The sequence below is a fragment of the Asaia platycodi JCM 25414 genome (assembly GCF_000614545.1).
Lineage (GTDB): Bacteria > Pseudomonadota > Alphaproteobacteria > Acetobacterales > Acetobacteraceae > Asaia > Asaia platycodi.
This window is the reverse complement of record NZ_BAKW01000004.1, coordinates 55,292-74,665: the sequence shown is the minus strand read 5'-3', so window position 1 is coordinate 74,665 and position 19,374 is coordinate 55,292. Positions and strand designations below refer to the sequence as shown.

The 19,374-nt window shown below is 60.6% G+C and carries 14 protein-coding genes and 3 pseudogenes; 7 read left to right on the top strand and 10 right to left on the bottom strand.

What is annotated here, in order from left to right; genetic code table 11:
* Positions 1–54 precede the first annotated feature (54 nt).
* Positions 55–1,758: pseudogene (locus JCM25414_RS17255) on the top strand (ABC transporter ATP-binding protein); the annotation flags it as partial.
* Between the two features lie 62 nt (positions 1,759–1,820).
* Here the strand turns inward: JCM25414_RS17255 and JCM25414_RS04805 are convergent.
* Together JCM25414_RS04805 and JCM25414_RS17250 are read right to left on the bottom strand one after the other, a co-directional pair.
* Positions 1,821–2,306, bottom strand: coding sequence for an RNA pyrophosphohydrolase (locus JCM25414_RS04805; protein WP_025840895.1), 486 nt, complete (start codon positions 2,304–2,306; stop codon positions 1,821–1,823).
* A gap of 56 nt (positions 2,307–2,362) precedes the next feature.
* A pseudogene (locus JCM25414_RS17250) lies at positions 2,363–3,846 on the bottom strand (S41 family peptidase).
* Positions 3,847–4,170: 324 nt separating this feature from the next.
* Here JCM25414_RS17250 and JCM25414_RS04785 point away from each other — a divergent pair.
* A complete protein-coding gene (locus JCM25414_RS04785) occupies positions 4,171–6,066 on the top strand; it encodes a hypothetical protein (RefSeq protein ID WP_025840892.1) in 1,896 nt (631 codons plus the stop codon).
* Positions 6,067–6,207: 141 nt separating this feature from the next.
* Here the strand turns inward: JCM25414_RS04785 and JCM25414_RS17245 are convergent, their stop codons facing one another.
* The 4 genes and pseudogenes from JCM25414_RS17245 to JCM25414_RS04765 all read right to left on the bottom strand — a co-directional run bounded on the left by JCM25414_RS17245 (position 6,208) and on the right by JCM25414_RS04765 (position 10,945).
* Positions 6,208–7,479 (bottom strand): murein hydrolase activator EnvC family protein, encoded by a 1,272-nt coding sequence (locus JCM25414_RS17245; RefSeq protein WP_159101714.1) that lies wholly within the window; start codon positions 7,477–7,479, stop codon positions 6,208–6,210.
* Positions 7,480–7,487: 8 nt separating this feature from the next.
* A pseudogene (gene gpmI, locus JCM25414_RS17240) lies at positions 7,488–9,025 on the bottom strand (2,3-bisphosphoglycerate-independent phosphoglycerate mutase).
* 166 nt (positions 9,026–9,191) lie between these two features.
* Positions 9,192–10,070 (bottom strand): SMP-30/gluconolactonase/LRE family protein, encoded by an 879-nt coding sequence (locus JCM25414_RS04770; protein WP_051535692.1) that lies wholly within the window; start codon positions 10,068–10,070, stop codon positions 9,192–9,194.
* On the bottom strand, positions 10,067–10,945 hold the full coding sequence (locus JCM25414_RS04765) for a 3-hydroxyacyl-CoA dehydrogenase family protein (RefSeq protein WP_025840889.1): 879 nt from the start codon (positions 10,943–10,945) through the stop codon (positions 10,067–10,069). The genes JCM25414_RS04770 and JCM25414_RS04765 overlap by 4 nt, the downstream gene beginning before the upstream one ends.
* A 128-nt stretch (positions 10,946–11,073) precedes the next feature.
* Between JCM25414_RS04765 and JCM25414_RS04760 the strand changes: the two genes are divergently transcribed.
* The 4 genes from JCM25414_RS04760 to JCM25414_RS04745 are packed head-to-tail and all read left to right on the top strand — an operon-like array spanning position 11,074 to position 13,355.
* Positions 11,074–12,009, top strand: a complete 936-nt coding sequence (locus JCM25414_RS04760; protein WP_025840888.1) for a LysR family transcriptional regulator — start codon at positions 11,074–11,076, stop codon at positions 12,007–12,009.
* A 55-nt stretch (positions 12,010–12,064) separates the two neighbouring features.
* Positions 12,065–12,451 carry a peptide-methionine (R)-S-oxide reductase MsrB gene (gene msrB / locus JCM25414_RS04755; RefSeq protein WP_025840887.1) on the top strand — a complete coding sequence of 129 codons (387 nt, stop codon included), beginning with the start codon at positions 12,065–12,067 and terminating at the stop codon, positions 12,449–12,451.
* 32 nt (positions 12,452–12,483) lie between these two features.
* The gene (gene upp, locus JCM25414_RS04750) at positions 12,484–13,125 is read left to right on the top strand and encodes a uracil phosphoribosyltransferase (protein WP_025840886.1); all 642 of its coding nucleotides are present in this window, start codon (positions 12,484–12,486) and stop codon (positions 13,123–13,125) included.
* Between the two features lie 2 nt (positions 13,126–13,127).
* Complete coding sequence (locus tag JCM25414_RS04745) at positions 13,128–13,355, top strand: hypothetical protein (protein ID WP_025840885.1); 228 nt, start codon at positions 13,128–13,130, stop codon at positions 13,353–13,355.
* 121 nt (positions 13,356–13,476) lie between these two features.
* Here the strand turns inward: JCM25414_RS04745 and JCM25414_RS24525 are convergent, their stop codons facing one another.
* From JCM25414_RS24525 to JCM25414_RS04730, 4 genes are all read right to left on the bottom strand, one after another.
* The gene (locus JCM25414_RS24525) at positions 13,477–14,367 is read right to left on the bottom strand and encodes a M16 family metallopeptidase (protein ID WP_242403356.1); all 891 of its coding nucleotides are present in this window, start codon (positions 14,365–14,367) and stop codon (positions 13,477–13,479) included.
* A complete protein-coding gene (locus JCM25414_RS17235; protein ID WP_242403355.1) occupies positions 14,364–16,175 on the bottom strand; it encodes a M16 family metallopeptidase in 1,812 nt (603 codons plus the stop codon). The genes JCM25414_RS24525 and JCM25414_RS17235 overlap by 4 nt, the downstream gene beginning before the upstream one ends.
* Before the next feature lie 80 nt (positions 16,176–16,255).
* Positions 16,256–17,695, bottom strand: coding sequence for a hypothetical protein (locus JCM25414_RS04735; RefSeq protein ID WP_148300951.1), 1,440 nt, complete (start codon positions 17,693–17,695; stop codon positions 16,256–16,258).
* The gene (locus tag JCM25414_RS04730; protein ID WP_025840883.1) at positions 17,692–18,522 is read right to left on the bottom strand and encodes an ABC transporter ATP-binding protein; all 831 of its coding nucleotides are present in this window, start codon (positions 18,520–18,522) and stop codon (positions 17,692–17,694) included. Before JCM25414_RS04730 ends, JCM25414_RS04735 begins: the two co-directional genes overlap by 4 nt.
* Positions 18,523–18,726: 204 nt before the next feature.
* Here JCM25414_RS04730 and JCM25414_RS04725 point away from each other — a divergent pair, with 204 nt between their 5' ends.
* The gene (locus JCM25414_RS04725) at positions 18,727–19,254 is read left to right on the top strand and encodes a hypothetical protein (RefSeq protein ID WP_025840882.1); all 528 of its coding nucleotides are present in this window, start codon (positions 18,727–18,729) and stop codon (positions 19,252–19,254) included.
* Positions 19,255–19,374: the final 120 nt, after the last annotated feature.

The window sequence follows — 19,374 nt, the reverse complement described above, 5'->3', positions numbered from 1 at the left end:
GCAAGCCAACCCCGTTTGCGCCGGATCGACCCTCAGGGGACACAAGGTCGCCAGATGCTCTGGCGCATCTGGCGAGAAGAGGTACGCCAGCATGTCGGCCGACTGGCTGGCGTGGTGGTACTGACCGTTCTCACCGCTGGCCTGACTGCGCCTCTACCCCCTCGTCATCAAGCGAGCGGTTGATATGTTCGCGGTGCATGATCCGCGCATTCTCTATCAGGTTCCGGCGCTTGTCGTTCTGGTGACAGGCTCAAGGCCGCCAGCCAGTATGGCCAGACCCTCTCGGTGCAGAGTCTGGTTCTGGTGGTGATACGGGGCCTGCAATCGCGCATGTTCTCTCACGCGTTAACAGCCGATATCGCCCGTATCGAGCGTGAGGCCCCTGCGCAATGGGCGGCGCGCTTTACCACCGATGCGGTCTCTATCCGCGAGGCCATGATCCGTGCGGTCAATGCGCTGGGCGATGTCGTAACGGTGGTCGGGCTTGTGGCTCGATGATCTATACCGATTGGGAACTGAGCCTGATCGCGCTCGTGCTCTATCCAATCGCCGCCGTGCCGATCCAGAAACTCGGCAAACGCGTGCGACGTGCCTCGGGTGGAATGCAGGAGCAGATTGGCGAGACGGCAACCCTGCTCAATGAAAGCTTCGCCTTGGCGCGTCAGGTGCGCGTCTATCGTATGGAAGGGAGTGAATCGACACGTATCGATCGTTCGCTCGACCTGCTGCATAACGCTTTCTGGCGCATTTCACGGGGGCGCGCCCGTGTAGACCCCGTGCTCGAAGTGTTGGGTGGCACGGCTATTGCTGCCGTTCTCGGCTTTGCCGGGTGGCGAGCGGCCATGGGCGGCGCCACGCTGGGCGATTTCACGGCCTTCATCGCCGCACTTTTTGCGGCGTCGCGTCCTTTGCGTTCGCTCGGCTCGCTCAACGCCGCCCTTCAGGAAGGGCTTGGCGGGCTGGAACGTGTTTTCTCGATAATCGACGAGCCGCCTGCCGTCGCCGAGCGCCCCGACGCGCGTATCCTGCCGCCGGGTCATGGTCGTCTGGTTTTTCATGACGCCCATTTTGCTATCCGGACGGACGCCTCGGTCTGAAGGGCTTGAGCTTTGATGTGCGTCCCGGCTGGACCGTGGCGCTTGTCGGGCCTTCGGGCGCCGGCAAATCGACGGCGCTGTCGCTCATCCCTCGTCTTCACGATGTCTCGGGTGGTGCCATCATGCTCGACGGTGTGGATCTGCGCGATCTGCGTCTGGCCGATCTGCGCGACGCCATTGCCTATGTCAGCCAGGACACGACTTTGTTCGATATGTCGGTGCTGGAAAATATCCGTATCGGCCGACCGAATGCGAGCCGTGCCGAAGTCGAGGCGGCGGCACTCGCCGCGGCCGTCGATTTTGCCGATACCTTGCCTCAGGGGCTGGATACGCGCGTAGGGCCGGGGGGCAGCGGCTTTCTGGCGGTCAGCGTCAGCGTGTGGCTCTGGCGAGAGCCCTGCTGCGCGATCCGCGCCTGCTGCTGCTCGATGAAGCGACGAGCGCGCTCGATTCAGAAAGCGAAGCCAAGGTTCAGAAGACGCTTTCCGATCTCCGACGCGATCGTACCACCATTATCGTGGCGCACCGTCTCTCGACCGTCAAAAGCGCCGATCTCATCATCGTCATGAGCGAGGGGATTGCGGTCGAACTCGGCACCCATGTCGAACTCCAGGCTCAGGGTGGGCTTTATGCCCGGCTGGTCCGCAACCAGTCACTCGACCTCGTCGATGTGCCCGAGGAGTCGTTACAGGGCGTGCCGCAGCAGACGATGGAAAACGCGCCTTATAAAGCGGGCGCAAGCGCGGCGAGAACGGGCAGAAGCTTTTCGTAGAGCGGGCGCTTGAAGCCCAGATTGAACTGCGTGACATCATGCGGCGCGACCCATTCCCAGCGGTCGAATTCCGCAGGCTCGGTGCCGTCGCCCATCAGGTCGATGGCGCTGTCCGCTTCTGTCATGCGCATGGCGAACCAGCGCTGCGTCTGACCGCGATACTTGCCGTGCAGGGCCTTGCCGATCAGATGCGGCGGCAGATCGTAGGAGAGCCAGCCGGGAAAGCTGCCGAGCAGTGTAGCATGGCGCAACCCGGTCTCCTCACGCAATTCCCTGATTGCGGCCTCTTCAGGCGCTTCATGATCGTCAATGCCACCTTGCGGGCATTGCCACACATCTTTCAGATCGGTGCGTCTGGCCAGAAACAGGGCGCCGGCCCGGTTAAACAGCATGATGCCGACATTGGGACGATAGGGAAGGGTTTCGGGATCGATCATGGCGTGATGCGGCTCATAAGGAACCGGCCCCACTGAGGGGGCCGGAGAGGGGGAGATCAGTGCTTGGGTGAGGGTGCCGGCGGAGCGGCGGGTGCCGGGGCCGGTTTCTGATCCTTCTTGTCCGACGGCTTGTCGGCAGGCGGCTGACCGAGAGGGAAAGCCTCATCGGGGAGGGAGGCCATGGCGCGCACCACGCGCAGACCCTGCTGAAGCTGGAAATCCGTCGCTGGCTTGGCCAGCTCGAAGCGCGGCCAGTTTTCCGGCGGTGCGCTGGGGATGCTGGTCGAGATCGATGGCAGGTCGGTGCGTACAGGCGCCTTGTTCTTGTTGCCGCCCGTATTGGTGATGATATGGCGAGGTCGGCTTCGCGATAGCCGTAGCCATCGTCGTCCTTGCTTTCCTTGACCAGAATGTCCGGGGCGATACCCAGCGCCTGGATCGAGCGGCCAGATGGCGTGTAATAGCGCGCCGTGGTCAGACGTACGGCGCCATGGCCGGGAACGGGAATGAGAGACTGCACCGAGCCCTTGCCGAAGGATTTCTCGCCCAGAAGCACGGCGCGACGATGATCCTGCAACGCACCGGCGACGATTTCCGACGCGAGGCTGAACCGCCATCGATCAGCACAACGATCGGCAGCTTGCCGGTGATATCGGTACCCTTGGCATCCCAGCGACGGTTGTTTTCGGCATGACGCCCACGGATCGAGACGATTTCTCCCTCAGGGATGAAATCGTCGCTGACCGAAATCGCCTGATCGAGCTTGCCGCCCGGATTGAGACGCAGATCGAGCACGAGGCCCTGAAGCTTGCCGCCCGCCTTGGCCTTGAGCTTGTCGAAGGCTCATGCATCGCGGTTTCAGTGTCGTCATCGAATTCGGAGATGCGGATATAGCCGATATTGCCATAGAGCGCCGAACGCACGACCTGAACATGCACGACTTCGCGCGTCATGGTGACCTTGAGCGGCTTGGGCTCCTTGGCGCGGATGATCGTCAGCGTGATCTTGGTGCCCGGATCGCCTCGCATTTTGGTAACAGCCTGATCGAGCGTCATCCCTTCGAGAGACTTGCCATCGACCTCGGTGATGTAGTCACCGGGCTTGAGCCTGCGCGAGAGGCGGGGGTGCCATCGATCGGCGAGACCACGCGGATATGGCCGTTCTGCTGCTGGACCTGAACGCCCAGACCGCCGAACTTGCCGCTGATCTGGATCTGCATTTCCTTGAACTGCTTTTCGTTCATGTAGGAGCTGTGCGGATCGAGACCGCCGACCATGCCGTCGAGTGCGTTGTTGATCAGATCCTTGTCACTGACCGGCTCGACATATTCGGCACGCACCAGATCGAGAACGGTACCGAACAGGGTCAGCAGGCGAAGGGTTTCGCTGTGGTTGTCGGGGTCGGCGGCGACCTCCTTGGCGAAGGCCTTGCTGCTGATCATCTGGCCAAGGCTTGGCGCCATCAGGGCTTCCAACGTCGGACCGGCGGTGATTCCGGCCAGGAATGCCGTTCCGAGCAGCAGACCAGTGCGGAGCTTCATGCAATTCATCCCTTGAATCCGGCCCGGAGCCGATCCTGTTAGCATCTTTCTGGCGGCAGAACCCGAGCCCATGGATCCGGTCCAACCTGAAGTCTGAAATCTATAACCGTCTTGAAGCACTCTGTCGAAACAACACAGAATCGCCAAGCGGGATCCTGCGTTGACAGCGCGGTTCTGGCGACAGCTGCGCCCAGCTTCTTGCTTATTTCGTGGATTTGTCTTGACCGTCAGGCGGTGACCCCCGATGCGTCGAAGGGCTCACGGAGATTCCGGAAACAAACAACAGGCCCGAAACCGCAGGAATGTCGTGAGGGAGAACCAGGCATGAAAAAACTGTCTATCGTCGCTGCCCTGCTTCTGGCCTGTCCATCAGATGCATCGGCGCAACAGGCATCTCCTTCACCTTTCGGTGGCACAACAGACCGGTCCATCGACACCACGAAGTCACTCTCGGCGATGGAGGCCCCACGCATACCCGATCTGCCCGCTCCCAATCTCGGATGGACGGATAACCCCGCAGTACACCAGCCCGCGCGAAAATTCACATTCGGGGTGCAGTATAAATACATGGCGCCCGAACTCATGCTCGTCGGTGGGCACACCTTGCTGGACAGCGTCTTTTCCAAATTCACCGCCTTGCCCTACGGAGCTGGCGATAATGGTGGCTGCGTCTTTTCGGTTCTGATGTCTTTCGCACCGCTGACCGGCACCAATTGCGGCGCTGGCGCGTATGAAGCCGTCGCGGATTACACGCTGGCGATCAACAATCCGCCCTGGTACGTCGCCGGCGCCGATTTCAGGGACGAGAACGGCGTCTCTCATGAGGTTTCGTTCACATCCCGCGAGGCGATCCTCAGACCCGCCCTTCCCGCAAGCTATCGCGCCTTCATGCATGGTGGCGCTCATGTAATCACCAATATGGCGGCGGGCCCGGTTTTCAGGGATGGCTGGCCAGCTTTCGATGGCGTCGAGGCGCATCGTGGGCTTTCAAACCCGCTTTACGCCCAGGATCTGATTGGCTGGCACGAGGGCTCGGATAAAAACGGCAGTTTTACCGTTCTGACCATGAGAGGGCAGTGGCAGCCATTTCTCTCCAGGCTTGCCAATGGAGCGACCGCTGTCGATCCGGGACATGCGCCAGCCATTGGGTCGAACAATATTGCCATGAGACCGGATAGCCGCGACAGGCTCGATACGACCTATTGGCCCGGTTACACGCATCCATTCATAGAGATCGGTATCTACGTCAAGCATTTCACCCGAAACACCACATGCTCCGTGCAGATAACGAAGGATCGTTCTGACCCGAAGAACCTGTCACCGTCGCGATCCTGCGATGAGGAACTCGATAACTGGTATTCCGGCCCCGATTATGAGGCGACGATGCATGGCCTCACGATAGGAAGCGGCTTCACGAACAAGGTGAGCACGGACAGCTACGGATTGGCTATCGCCAGCCAATGGCCGACAGGCATACGCGTCAACCTTGTGAGTTCGAGCATGGATTTCGACGGAGATGCGTTCAAGGTCGTGCCGAAGCTTGGCCCATCGCCCATAATCGGCGCGAGGCAGGAAGTTTTCGAATTCAACGAAGAGCCGTTTCGCGATGCGGGTTGGACGTCGCAATTCAAGATGTGGCAGCAGGTCGACAGCAACGGTTATGGCGATGCCCGCCATCTGCAAAACCAGCATGACACGTCATGGTGGCTGGGCCCTCGCTATGGCGATAGTTTCTATCGGATGAGCGATGCCGGTCGAACCGGGGGCAGCATCGTCTTCAATCCGGGCTGGGCAAAAAACGGTGTTTCTCTCTGCGGAGACCTCGACACGCCCCCCGCTCGCAGCGTTGCTGACAAGAGTGCCTCTTGTTTTGTTCTTTCCGATCAGGGGAATGCCTCTTTGCGTGGCACGCTTCTGGTCGGCGGGGGCGCTTATGCCAAAACAGAGATCCTGCTCGCGGGTGGCAAGCTGCTTTTCGTCGGCAGAAACCCATCGCAGGTTGTCCAGATCTATTCGGGAGACCAGAGGCAGCTCACGATCGATGCTAGAAAACTGGCAGTGGGGGGTGATCTCGCCGCCAGGCATTATCACGAGGTTCTGTCCACACCGGTCTCCGGCAACGCGCCCTGTACCGCTGGAGATTTCACGGATGACGAGAATTATCACTATGTCTGCGTTGCCAAGGATCGGTGGAAGCGCGTCAGGCTGGAGGCATTTTGATCAGCGCCTCTCTGCGCCGCTGCGGAGCAGATGACGTCAACGGAGCGAGAGGTCGCCTGCCTTGTCGTGCATTCTGCTGCCAGTCGCGTTGGCATGCCCGGTAAGGGAGATGGCGTCGAACAGGCGTCATTTGTTCGGCACCTAGAAGTAAGGACGCGGATCGATAATCTTGCTGCCAGAGCGTAATTGAACGAAGAGCCGTCCGCCTGCAGCGTCCATGGCGCCCAGCGTTGCGTTGCGGCCGACACTTTGTCCGCTTGCAACGGCGAGCTGGCCGATGCCGGAGAGCACAAAGCGGTAATGACGACCGCAATCGAGAATGATCATATTGCCGAAGGAACGGAACGGCCCGGCAAAATCGACCTGACCGGCGCAGGGCGCGCTTACCGGGCTCGATGCGCGCGCCTCATAGGTAATGCCCGTGGCGGGGCCGCTCTCGGTGTCCTGATGCCAGGCGGTCGCGATACTGCCCGCAACGGGGCCGTGGCCGCCGCCATGACTGACGCCGCTGCCTGTCGAACCGCTCAGGCGTTTGGCCTGGCTGCTCATGGCCTGTGACTTTTCTTTCTGGTTTTGCAGCGCAAGGGCCTTTGCTTCTTCCTCCATACGCGCGCGCAGACGGGCCTGGGTCTTGTCTATGGCGGTGAGGGCGTCGTCGAGCGTTGCCGCCTTGGCCGTAGCAGAGGCGATTTCGGCACGAGCCTGTTTCAGGCGGGACTCCGCCTCTTCCTGCTGTTTTGTCGCCGCATCCATCTTGCGGGCATTGACGTCGCGCAATCTCGCCTGCGTCTTTTGGGCTTTTTCGAGCGCGTCATTGCGCTCGGCGAGCTGCTGCGCGGTCTGATCGAGAAGCGCCTGCTGCCCGCGCAGATCGTCTGCCTGCCGCGTGGTGAGGCGGGTCAGCCCGGCAATCAGGCTCAGTCCCTGAACGGACTTGTCTGCCTGACCGGAAAGGGCAACAAAAGACGTACTTGGATAGCGCGCAAGGCGCAGCGCCACCGGCAGAATAGCTTGCAGGCTTGCCCGTCTGCGGGCGAGGGCCGCCCGTTGTCGGGTTTGCTGCTCGGTCAACCGGGCAATGTCCTGAGTGAGACTGTCGATCTGTTTTTCTGTCGCAGCGAGTTCCGCTGCGGCCTGGTCCGTCAGGGCCGAGAAATGGCGTACGCGTTCCGCCTGAAGCGCCGCTTCCTGTGCGGCCTTCGTCTGCGCCTTACGCTGGGTGTCGATCAGCGCGGCTTCTCTTGCCTTGCGCGAGAGCAGGGCCTCGCGGTCCTGTTTCGCCTTGTCGAGTGCCTTTTGGCTGGCGCTCGGCGCGGCATGTCTTGTGTGGGAGGCCGCAAGAGCCGGGGCCTGCCCCACGAGACAGGCTCCGGTCAGCAGAATGCCGGTCAGGAGCAGTTTTTTGACCGGCATGGGCTGGCTCAGCCGTTGATGAGGCATTTGCCGGTCATGTCCGCCGGCTTTTGCAGGTTCATCAGCGTCAGAAGCGTCGGGGCCAGATCGGCCAGACGACCGTCATGAATGGCGGTGACACCGCGCCCGCCATGCAGGATCACCGGCACGCGATTAAGCGTATGGGCGGTATGCACCCCACCCGTCACCGGGTCGCGCATGGTTTCGCAATTGCCATGATCGGCGGTGACGATCAGCGCGCCGCCCATCTTGTCGATGGCGTCGACAATGCGCCCGAGCCCGGTATCCACCGTCTCGCAGGCCTTGATCGCGGCAGAGAGCACGCCGGTATGGCCCACCATGTCGGGATTGGCGAAGTTCAGCACGATCAGGTCGAATTTGCCGCTCTCGATCGATCTGACCGCATGATCGGTCAGTTCGGGCGCGACATTTCGGGCTGGAGATCATAGGTCGCGACCTTGGGCGACGGCACCAGAATACGCTCTTCGCCCGGCAGAATGGCTTCGCGTCCGCCATTGAGGAAATACGTCACATGCGGGTATTTTTCGGTTTCGGCCATGCGCAGCTGTGCCAGACCGGCCTGCGACACGACATCACCCAGCAAATGGTCCATCGACTGTTTGGGAAACATGACACTCATGAACGGCGCCAGAGCCGAGCTATAGGCGGTCATGCCGCAGACAGAGGCAAATTTCACAATTTTCGAACGCACAAACCCGTCGAAATCGGGAAAGAGCATGGCGTCGAGCAATTCGCGGATGCGATCCGCACGGAAATTGGCCGACAGAATGCCGTCGCCATCCTTCATTCCGGCGTAATCGCCGATCACAGTCGGCACGACGAACTCGTCGGTCACGCCCTTTGCCTGGCTCCCAGGCAGAACGGACAGCGCATCGGCGGCGTGCTCCCCTTTGGCCGAGACGATCGCATCATAGGCAAGGCTGACACGTTCCCAGCGGTTATCGCGGTCCATGGCGTAATAGCGTCCGCTCACGGTCGCAATCGACGCGCCTTCCGGCAGCTCGGCGGCAAGCGTGCGGATATAGCCATCGCCCGAATCAGGCGCCGTATCGCGCCCGTCGGAGAATACGTGCAGCGCAACTTTCACACCGGCTGCGGCCACGATTTTCGCCAGCGCGGCGATATGGTCCATATGGGCATGAACACCGCCGGGCGAGACGAGGCCCACGAGATGACAGGTGCCGCCGCTGGCTTTGAGCGCGTCGATGAAGGCACAGAGAGACGGGTTCTGAGCCAGAGATCCGTCACGGGCAGCGCGTGTGATGCGTGGCAGATCCTGCATGACCACACGTCCGGCACCGATATTGAGATGGCCGACTTCGGAATTGCCCATCTGACCCTCTGGCAGTCCCACATCCTCGCCGCAGGCTCTGAGATAAGCATGGGGTGAACTGGCCCAAAGGCGGTCGAAATTTGGCGTGTTGGCGAGGGCAACGGCGTTGTCTTCACGGGTTGCGCTGTCACCGAACCCGTCGAGAATGACGAGCATGACCGGGCGCGGTGTGCCGGAATGCGATGCGGACATGAGAAGTCTCCTGCAAATTTGGGCATATCATGACGCATTTTGACGCGCGTGCGAACTCTCCCCCTAGGGCGCAGCGCGATTTTCCCGGCATTGGGGCGATCACAAGAAAGGTGAGGGGCGACGCTCTGTCGGCCCCTCACAGCACGATTTTCAACGATTGCGCCGGCTACTCGACGAGATAGATGCCTGTCGTGGCCGATTGCTGGCGAAGCACGTGGCTCTCTCCGGTCTTGAGATCGACCACCCTGATCGTGCCGCCCAGATCGCTGACGAAGGCCGATGTCTCCGTCTTGTCGATGGCAAGGCCGATACCCTCATTGAGACCACGCAGAATGACCTTGTGTTCGAGCAGCCCCCTGGCCCCAATGCGCGCCATGTTGAGGCTGTTGCCGTCGGGTGCCGCACCGCGATCGGTCCAGTAAAGGCGATTCGAGCCGGGGCAGACATGCAGGTCGATGGGTTCGGGCAGGTGATCGGCCAAAGTCTCGATATCGGTCCGGCTCGACGGATCGGAGCCTTCGGGCATGGCCATGGGCATGCGGAAAATGCGCCCGATGCCGCCTTTGGGGGAGCCTTTCTGCGTCCAGTAGATCTGTCTGGTAATCAGGTCGAGAGTAATACCCACGCATTGCCGCGAGAAATCAGGCATGTCCTGCGGATAGTTTCCGCGTTTCAGCAGCACCTCGATTGCCGTTCCGTCGAGATTGCTGCGCATGATCCTCATGCCCTCGCGGTCGCACCAGTAAAGATGACCTTCCGCCCGATCGACAGCAAGCTGCTTGGGCGTGACGATCTGTCCCTTGCCGACCAGAACCTCGTGCTGACTGCCATCCAGCCGTGCGCGTTCGATCGTGCCGTCGGCGGCCTCCCAATCCGCGCCCATATTCGTCCAGGTAATCTGGCCTGCAACGGGGTCTACCCAGAGGCCATCGGGGGTCCCCCACCGGGCATCGAACCGCGCGACCACATGCCCGTCACGGGTCGAAAGCGCGGTGATGGCCGGTGGCGCGGTTTCGAGTGTGTAGAGGATCGGATCGTTGCTCATGATGCGCGTCCCTTTTCGCTGTAATCGTAAAATCCACGACCCGTTTTCAGGCCGAGCCGATTTTCGGCGATCATCGTCTTCAGAAGCTTGCGTGGCGCCTCAGGCAGATGGGGGTAGGCGCGCGCATAATGCTCTTCGATTTGCAGCACGATATCGAGACCGACCCGATCCATCGCCCGAAACGGCCCCATTGGCGTTCCCTGCGTCTCGCAATAGATGCGGTCGATCACTTCGGGAGACGCGACGCCCTCAGCTGCAACGCAGAGCGCCTCACGCTTGATGGCTGCCCAGATGCGGTTTTCGATAAAGCCAATGCTCTCTTTTTGGGCGATGTAGGGCGAAAGCCCCAGCGTCGAGAAATAGGCGGCGAGGTCTTCCATCAAGCCCGGACGCGTGGTGCCGCAGGACATGAGTTCCACGGCACGCTGCTCCGGCGGCATCATGAAATGCGTATTCAGAACACGCGTTCTGTCCGTTACTTCTGCCACCATTGTGCTTGACGGATAGGAGGACGAATTGGTGGCAAAAATCGCGTCAGGAGCCGCTTTCTGCGACAGCGTACCGAAAAGAGAAATTTTGAGGTCCAGCCGCTCCGGCAGCGCCTCGACAATCAGCCAGGCGTCGTCGATGGCGGCCTCAAGCGTGGCTACGCTGTCGATCTGACCGGCTATGCCGCCTTCGAGGGTTTTAACGAGGCCCGGCAGCGCTGCGCGTGCATAATCGAGTCCGGCCTGTGTCGCACCGGCGTCTCTATCGAATAGCCGCACCTGTCCGCCACGCGTTGCGAGCATCAGGGCAATGCGTCGTCCGAGCGTTCCGGCGCCGATAACTGTTGCGGGGCGCGTTCTGGCTCGTTCAGTCACAGTGTTTGTCACGAAGATTCTCCCTCCAGTCAGGAAGCGTCAAAAAGTGACGCTACCTTGATTGAATTCGAGGCATCATAACGCGCTTCGACACGCTGAAATCTTGCAATAACGCAGAGCGTGACTGCATAAATTCAGGCATGAGTCGGAACGAATACAGTCTTTTCATCGCCGTTGCTGACAGTCTGAGCTACACGCGCGCTGCAAAGCGGCTGGGTGTGCATGCAACGAGCGTTTCGCGCGGTGTCGAGCGGCTGGAGACCCGTCTTGGGCTGAATCTTGTCGAGACAGGCGCTGAGGGGCTGCGTCTGACCGAAGCCGGCGAGCGTCTCAGCGCCTTTGTGGCGCCCTTGCTGGATACGCTCGACCATGGCGTGGCCGCGCTCTGTCGCGATGTAGGTGGTGGTGGCGTGTTGCGTATCGCAGCCCCACCCGAAATTCTCATTTCCTGCGTCAACCCGATTGTCAGGGAGATGCTGTCGCAGAATCCTGCTTTGCGTGTGTCGCTTGAGGCAAGCGTCAGCCTGCCCGATTTCAAGCGTGCAGAGTGCGACATTTTTCTCAGCCATCGTCGTGACGAAATGAACGAAGGCGATTATCGCATCAGGCGTATAGGCATGTACGATATTGCGCTTTTTGCCTCTCCGGAATTGCTGGCGATCAAGGGCCATCCGCTGATACCGCAGGATCTCGCCTCGTTTCCCTGTCTCACCCGCCCTGGCGAACAGGCGTGGACGCTCATGCCGGTCGAGGGGGTGGAAGGGCCATTGGCCCGAGAACCGATCGATATCCCGCTCGACAGCCGTATCGCCGCCACCCCGGCGCCGATCCGTCTCGATTTCGCCTGTGCCGGAAGCGGTATCATTGCGGCCAGCCGCGAATTATGTGCCGTGCCTCTGGCAGAGGGCAGGCTCGTGCGTGTGCTGCCCGCATATCGTCTGCCCTCGGGCACGCTCTATGCTGCTCAGCCTGTCAGACATCACACGCGTCCCGTCGCCGAGGCCTTTCTCACCCACCTTGTCGAACGGCTGAAACTGAACCGGAAGCAGGCTGAGGCGCTGGAAAAAATACGCTGAGGTGCCATATCAGGCGTATTCTCCTGTCTTCCCGGCCCGGAAAAGGACTTTTTCCATGAGCGACAATATCCAGATGCCAAGCTGTGGCCTGCCTCTAACCCCCGAACAGCATCGCGTGCTGCGCGAGCATGGCACGGAACGCCCCGGCTCGAGCCCGCTCAACGATGAAAAGCGCGAGGGGGTCTATCATTGTGCCGGATGCGAGGCGCCTTTGTTCGATTCGTCGACCAAATACGAGAGCGGTAGCGGCTGGCCGTCCTTTTTCAAGCCACGTGAAGGCATGACCGAGACCACGGTCGACAAGACGCTCGGCATGACACGCATTGAGGTGCATTGCGCGCAGTGCAAGGGTCATCTCGGTCATGTCTTTCCCGATGGCCCCAAACCAACAGGATTGCGCTTTTGCATGAACGGTGTGGCGCTTCGTTTCGAACCAAGCTGACAGCGCAACGATTTTTCGCTAAGGATCGCGCTATGACAGCCCTTCCTCCCTCCCTGGTCGTGCTCGACCACCCGCTCGTTCAACACAAACTGACCCGTTTGCGTCAGGTCTCGACCTCGACCGCCGGGTTCAGGCGGCTTACGCGCGAACTGAGCCTGCTGATGTGCTACGAGGCCACGCGGGACCTCAGCACCGAGCCGGTCGAGATCGACACCCCGCTCGAGCGCATGGAGGGGCGTCAGCTCTCTGGCAAGAAGCTTTGCTTCGTGTCGATTCTGCGTGCGGGTAACGGCATTCTCGACGGTATGCTCGATCTCATCCCCGCCGCCCGCGTGGGTCATGTCGGGCTATACCGCGATCACGATACGCTCGAAGCGGTCGAATATTACATGAAGCTTCCCGACGACGTGGCCGAGCGCGACTGCATCGTGGTCGACCCCATGCTCGCCACAGGTCACAGCGCGGCGGCTGCCATCGATCGCATCAAGGCCAGCGGTGTGCGCAAGATCATCTTCGTCTGTCTGCTTGCCGCGCCCGAGGGGGTGGCCTGCCTCGCCGAGCGTCACCCCGATGTGCGTGTCGTGACCTGTGCGATCGATCGCGGTCTGGACGAAAAGGGCTATATCCGCCCCGGTCTTGGCGATGCAGGCGACCGTCTCTTCGGTACTCGCTGATCATGACGGGCGAAGATCTCGACGAGTGGCTCGATAGCTGGGTCGAAGAGCACTATCAAAGCTGGGGCGCGCCCGATCAGGCAGCTCAAGCCTGCCTCTCGGCAGCGATGAAGGCCGGCATTGCCGAGCGCGATCTGAACGCGGCCACGGGTGGCGATCTGGCAGCCTATCTTGAAGAAGAGGCCGCTGCGATTGCGGAAGCTTCGAGCGAAGCTCCCTCGGACTTCTAGGCCTGCGAGGCTTTGCCCCTTCTCCGGAAAAGGGCACCCCCCTTCAATTTCTTCGACCGACGGGTAATCAAAGGGCGCCGACCCCGTTGCAGGTTTCGGGGCAAAGCCCCGAGACTGCCCATTACTTCGGCGCCGGCCCACGAATGATCTGGGCCATGTCTTCGGGGCGCACCCAGTGATGGAACGCGTCCTGCACCTGTTTTGCACTCATGGCGTAAACGGCTTTGGCGCGGTCATCGGGTTCGGTCAGGGGCAGGCCGAGATCGATGAGCGACAGATACTGCCCGGCGATACCGCCGAAGCTGGCACGCTCCATGGGGATGGCACGCAGGATCGATGCCTTGGCGTTGAGCAATTCGTCATCGGAAACCGGGCTGGACTGCATGGACGTGACGTTGCGCAGGGCCGCATCGCGGGCCTTGTTCGTCTTGTCGGGATCCGAGCCATAGGAGATCATGAAAGCACCCCGATTGGCCGACCAGGCAAAGTCGGAGCCTGCGGTGTAGACCATGCCGGTGCGCACGCGCAGATCCTGCATCAGACGCGAAGAGAAGCCGGAGCCGAGCACCTCATTGCCCACTTCGAGTGCGTAGCGATCGGGGTTTTTCACACCACTGGCGACGGTCTGGGCGAGATAGACTGAATCCTGTAGACGGCCGGGATCGTCAATAACTGCCTGCGAATGCTTGCTCTGGGGGCGTGCAGGCAGATCGACCACAGGCTGCGGGCCGGTCGCAGACCAGGCGCCGAACGCAGCTTCGATCGAAGCTCTTGCTTTTTCAGGGGTGATGTCACCGATCACGACGATGGTGGTCAGGTCGGGACGATAGGCTGCCTTGTAGAAGTTCTGCACGTCAGCCAGTGAAATCGACGACAGCGTCTGGGGCGTGGTTTCGCGCAGTGAGGGGTCGTCGGCCTGGTCGAGGGCCTTGGTCACGGCGCGCTGGAAACGATAGCCGGGCGATTGCAGAACGCCGGCCTGTGTGGCGATGGCCTGCTGTTTCAGGATCATGAAAGCTGCGCAGGGAAGGCAGGGTGCAGCTCGTTTTCAGCGAGAAGGGCAAGCGTCTTGTCGAAATTGGCGCTGAGCGTGCTGAGCGAAAAGGATACGCCGCCATTCGCATCCGAAGCCAGCGCATCGAGGGCCGCTGCGAAAGCGAGGCGATCGTGGTTTGTGCTACCAAAAAGGAAGAGATCGCTCGTCAGGTCGGCGACGCCTTCCTTGCCTTTGGGCTGTTGCAGATAGCTGTTGTGACGAATGGAGCCGTAAAGGCGGATCGTGTGGCTGACATGCTCAGGCTGCACCAGAAGGGTGATGCCATTCTTGAGCGTGTAGCGCGCAGGCAGGCTGAGCGGCTCGGGCTTGGGCAGATCGGCCAGAGCGGTTGCGGCCCAGTCAGGCAGGGCGATGTTTTTGCTGGGAGGGGGCAAAAGTGATTCCGGGCCCTTTGCACCGCCAATATCGGGTGACTTGCCGCCAGAGGGTGTCAGAATGCCGGTAACGGCATGGGCGGGGTCGAGCAGGCGGGCGGCAAGAGCATTGACCTGCTCGAGCGTGACGCCGTTATAGGCTTTCACCAGATCGGCGGGCGAATTCACGCCGCTATAGGCCAGCGCATCGGCCCAGCTCTGGGTCAGATCGGTGATGCCATTGGCATTGAATTCGAGAGCGGCGATTTCCTTGCGTTTGGCGGCCTCGACCAGATCGGCAGGAACGCCTTTCTGACGTATCGTCTCGAGAATGCCACGGACTTCTCCAAGCAGGGCGCTGGGGTCCTGACCCTTGGGGAAAGCGGCCAGAGCGCTGCCGACACCGGCATGAACGCGTGCGTTATAGGAAAATTCGGTCCCAAGCGCCTTGCCTTGGGGCACAAGGGCGAAAAGCGCGCCGCGCTGGCTGGCCAGCACATCTGCGAGAATTTGCGCTGCGGCGTAGTCAGGACTTTGTGATCCGGGCATGCGATAGGCGATGCTCAGAATGCCCGTAGCATAGTCGCTGTCGATCTTGATGGTCTGCGCCTCGGCGGGGGCCGGTTCGACCACGGGGCGCGCAGGGAGCTTGCCCGAGGGAATGGCGCTGAACTGGCTGCGTACCTTGTCAAGCGTGCTCGCAGGATCGACGTCGCCGACGATGAGCAGAATGGCGTTGTTCGGCTGGTACCAGCTGTCATAAAATCCGCGCAGCAGTTTCGCGTCGGTCTTGTCGAAGGATTCACGCGTGCCGAGTGCGTCGTGCTCGTAGGGTGTGCCTGCAAACAGGGCGCGGTTCAGTGCGATCGTGTAGCGTTGGAAAGGCATCGAAAGGTCGCGCGCGACCTCCTGCTCGATGGCGCCGCGTTCATGCCCCCAATCGGTATCGGACAGTAGGACATTGCGCATGCGGTCGGCTTCGATCTTGAGCAGGAGATCGAGATAATGCGCGGGCGCCTGAAAATAGAACTGTGTCGTGTCTTCGGTGGTGAACGCGTTGCTGACATTGCCGATGCGCGCGCTGACGGTCGAGAGCTGGTCGCGGCTGAGTGCCTTCGAGCCGTTGAACATCATGTGTTCGAGCGCGTGTGCTGTGCCGGGAAAGCCGTTCGGTGCGGCTGCCGAACCGGCGAGATAGATGATCTGCGTCTGCACCACGGGGGCAAGCCTGTCGGGCACGATCACGACGCGCAGCCCGTTCGGCAAAGTGGCCTTCAGGGCGCTGTCCATCGCGGTAGCCGCATGAGCGGGGGGAGTGGCGGGCGCTGCCAGAGCGGGGAGAGAAAGCGCTGGGGCGACGAGCAGGCTCGATGCGAGAAGCATTTTGCGCAGATGAGGCAGCACGACCATGACAAACTCCTGATGGCAGGAAACGCGAAAGAAAGCAGGCAGCGTAACAGCTTGTCGCAGCCTGTCCATGTTGCCCGCGGTTAGCGGGGTGGTTCTATAGGCCAGTCCTGCGCGGCAAGGCGTGGTGGGATAAGGAAAAAGCACAGCAGGGCGAATAGAAGTGAGCCGGGTGTCAGCAGCCAGCGCCACCAGAACCCTGTCTGCATTACGAGCGTCGTTGCGAATTGCATGCCCAGTAGCATGGCGCCGATATTGAGAACGGCGATCGTTGGCGGGCGATTGAACCGCGGAACGAGAAACGCGAGTGTCGGCAGGCAACTGGCGCCTGTTAGAAATAGCCCGCATGCCCAGCCTGCCGCCAGAGCCGGTCCGAGAGCCATCCGCTCATCGAACCATGTGGTCAGAGCGATCATCGTACCGGCGATGAGACCGGCTTGTAAGGCGCGCTGCAAATGGAGGCGATAGACGGCGCGGGCAAAGATGCGTTTCTCGCCATAAGGCCCGAGCGTCAGGAGAAAGGGCCAGTCTCCGTGCTGGGTCATCCATGCGGAAAGACTCACGCCAATCAGGAAGAGGCTCTGACGTGACAGATTGGGCAGCCTATGACGCAAAGCGATTGGAGACGGGATGACTCCATCCGCTATCCAGGCGATGAATTCAGCGAGACAGCCGAAAATCAGCGTCGAACCGACAACCAGCAAGGCAACGGCAATCGGACTGCCAGTATGCACTGGATCGGCAAGGGGCAGGCGTACAAGCCGTGACGGGCGCCATAGAATGAAGGAGGCGACACGTTCCACGGGGGTGGAAAGAGTTTCAGGGGCGGAGGCAAGGAGATCTCGGGGCGTCTCGGGCGCCAGACGATAATCCCGGAAGCGGTAAAGGCGCAGGGCCATACCTAGGCAGGCAATAATGATGACGACAGCGACATACCACGGTACGGAGAACAGATAATTCTGCATCCGGGGGACAAGCAGAAAGAAGAACCCGATAGCCCTGACTATGCCCAATGGTGTCATCACCCCTCTCAGGGCCTCTGCCCGGCTCGCCGGTCTTGGGCCGGACCACAAGAACAGGCCAATGGCTTCGAGTGCGAAGCAGTTGAGTGTGGGAGCGCCGGTTGACAGAGGTGGCAGGGCAAGCAGAAAAATCGATATCAGCCCGACAGCAAGGACGCCGTGATATTCCGCTCGCTGCAGCCGTAAGAGCAGATAGGTCGACGTCGGTCGGATCTGACGCCAGTAATGCAGGCTGATCGCTGAAAAGCTGGCGTAAAGCGAAACCCACCATATCGGTGCCAGAACAGGCGAAATCGTATAGTGACCGTCATGCCAGAACCGGTCGTGTCCGAGCCGGCCATGATGAAGCAGGAAAGCGAAACCGAAGCATAGAGCGACGTAAAGAATGGCCAGAAAAGCCAGGGGGTTTTCACGCAGGAAGACTGGCGAGACGTAGAGCCGCATGGCGCGCAGACAGTCTCGAACGGTGCGCCCCATGGGGGCGCTTGCTACGAAGGTCATCGTGTCAGCGCCAGAAAATAGGCTTCCATATCGCCTGACAGAACGGGAAGATTCAGGACATCCAGTTCGGGACGCCAGCCTCGCACCCAGACACTGCCATCGGGTAAATCGGCCAAGATCTCCAGACCGAGTGTCGCATCGGGCCAGATGGCGAGGCGCCGTATCTCGCGGGCGAAAACATCGGCGCTCAGATCACCGATAAGCTTTCCTTTCTTCATGACGAGAAAGCGATCGCAAATCCGCTCCAGATCGGAAATGATATGGGACGAGATCAGGGCCGTGGTCTCCCGGCTCTGCACGCTCTGCGAAAGCAGTGCGATAAAATCATGCCGCGCCATCGGATCGAGGCTCGCGACCGGCTCGTCGAGAATGATCAGATCGGGCGAAAAGCGCAGGGCCAGCACGATGGCCAGGCGTTGGCGTTCTCCGCCTGAAAGGGTCGAGATCCGGGCGTTCGGGTCGAGGGCTGCCCAGTCGGCCCATCGCCGGTCTTCCCGATCTTCAGGATTGTCACGAAAGGCACGCAGATAATCCTTGAGTTCCTGGACGCGGAACCAGGTGAGCCCTGTCATGGTCTGGGGTACGAAGCCGATACGTAGGCGTGAGGCGGGGCTCACGGCGTCGGCGGCTTCGCCCCATATGCGGACAGATCCGGCATCGGGCGTCAGAAGCCCGAGCAAACATCCGATCAATGTGGTTTTGCCTGCGCCATTGGGGCCGAGCAGGGCATTGATACTGCCCGGCTGAAGCGAAACACTGATATCATCCAGAACTCTCCGACCGTCATAAGTCTTGCTCAGATGATCGAGGATGACCGGCAAAGCCATGAGCGGGAACTCCTTGATGATTCGAAACTATTATAATCTTTTCGTGACGGTGATTGTCAAAAGATTAAATTTTACTTTCGAATTGTCGGAGAGTTGGGTCCAGTATTTGTAAGAAGGCAGCGATGCGTGCCTCCCCCTTGGTTCGACCGCGCTCATGCGAAGAAAACGGGTGCGTCCGGAGCGACAGCACGGTAAATCAGCCGCATGTCTACATTCGTCGAACGCATTAATCAGGCCGATCTCTGGCTGCTCGATCGGGTCTTCCAGCCAGTCTCTGACAGATTGCCCGAACGGCTGCCTTCTGCAGAACTGGGGATGAGCCTGCAACTTGGCGCCATCGTCTTTTTTCTGGCCGCGATCCTTATCATCTCCTTTTGCGGTTACACGTCCCTGGGTGGGTCGGTTTTCAACATCCTGAACTGGGTGCTGTTCGTCGCCTTCTATCTGGGTATCATGAGAATGCGTCAGCTGGTGCGGCCCGGTCAGGCCAACCCACTACGCTCGCTCCTGCTTGGTATGCGCCCGCTCAATGTCGCCTTTCTGATCTATTCGCTCTGGAGGGGTGTTACGGGCAGTGGCGCCCTGATGCTGGTCGATCTGTTCATGATCGTATCGAACCTTATTTTCGCGATGGGGCTTTATTTTGTCTCCTGTCAGCCCCGCCCGCCCGTACGGCGAAGGAGCCAGAGCCGTGTTGAATTGCGACCGATTATGGGTGGTCTGCGCGACTAGTCTCCGGCGAAACGGGGTTGCTCCTCCTGGATCGCGCGTTGCGGTGAGAAAAGTGGCAGAGACGTTCGTGATTGCAATCGTCAAGCCTGACGGGGGGCTAGGGCAGGGCGTGCGATGTCG